Source organism: Xenorhabdus yunnanensis (genome assembly GCF_028598805.1).
In the GTDB taxonomy this organism is placed as follows: domain Bacteria; phylum Pseudomonadota; class Gammaproteobacteria; order Enterobacterales; family Enterobacteriaceae; genus Xenorhabdus; species Xenorhabdus yunnanensis.
The window spans coordinates 1-652 of record NZ_JAQRFI010000205.1; the positions used below are offsets into that span (position 1 = coordinate 1).

The window sequence follows — 652 nt, forward strand, 5'->3', positions numbered from 1 at the left end:
ATTGCTGTGTGACTTTCGTCAGCTCATAGCTATTTATTACCGCCCGTTCGATTTGTTCCCGCAACGCCTCCAATGCCAGTTCCGCCTGTTCTGCACCGTTATCAATGTCACCGTCAAATTCCTCTATCCTGCCGGTGACTCTGACGGTAGTTACAGTATGAAATTGGGGAACGTTGCGACCCAGCGATTTTTTATGATCAAATGGCGTTTGCACCAAAATACACGGATAATCTTTCCCCCGTGTTGACCAGTCACGCGGGGAATAAACACGGAATTGTGCATCCGTTTTACCCGTGAGCGCCTGAACCACCATATTGCGTATTATTGATGCGTTCATTTTTTGTGTTTAATCCTGTTGAGTTGCAAATGCGTCCCACCGTGACTGTCCGGCTGAACGTCACTCACGACAAATTCAGCATTGATACTGTACACAAACACCCGGTCTTGTTGCTGTGGCAGGGATTTGAATACCGCATCACGAACACCTAGTAACGGTTTAGTGGTATTGATACCACTGTCCCCGTCCAGCGACTCCACCTGTTGGGTATAGGCGCGATCAAACACGCCCATAATGTCATAAGGTTTCCCGTCTCTGGGTCGCCAGTTCACCCGCTCGGCAAACTGTTGATGCAAAGGGGCTAGCAGGTGTTTA

General features: G+C 48.9%; 1 protein-coding gene and 1 pseudogene. Both read right to left on the reverse strand.

What is annotated here, in order from left to right; translation table 11 throughout:
• A pseudogene (locus PSI23_RS21800) lies at nt 1-337 on the reverse strand (ATP-binding protein); the annotation flags it as partial.
• Nucleotides 334-652, reverse strand: a 319-nt coding sequence (locus tag PSI23_RS21805) for a head-tail joining protein (protein WP_273557020.1), incomplete at its 5' end; no start/stop codon positions are given. The pseudogene PSI23_RS21800 and the gene PSI23_RS21805, both read right to left, overlap by 4 nt.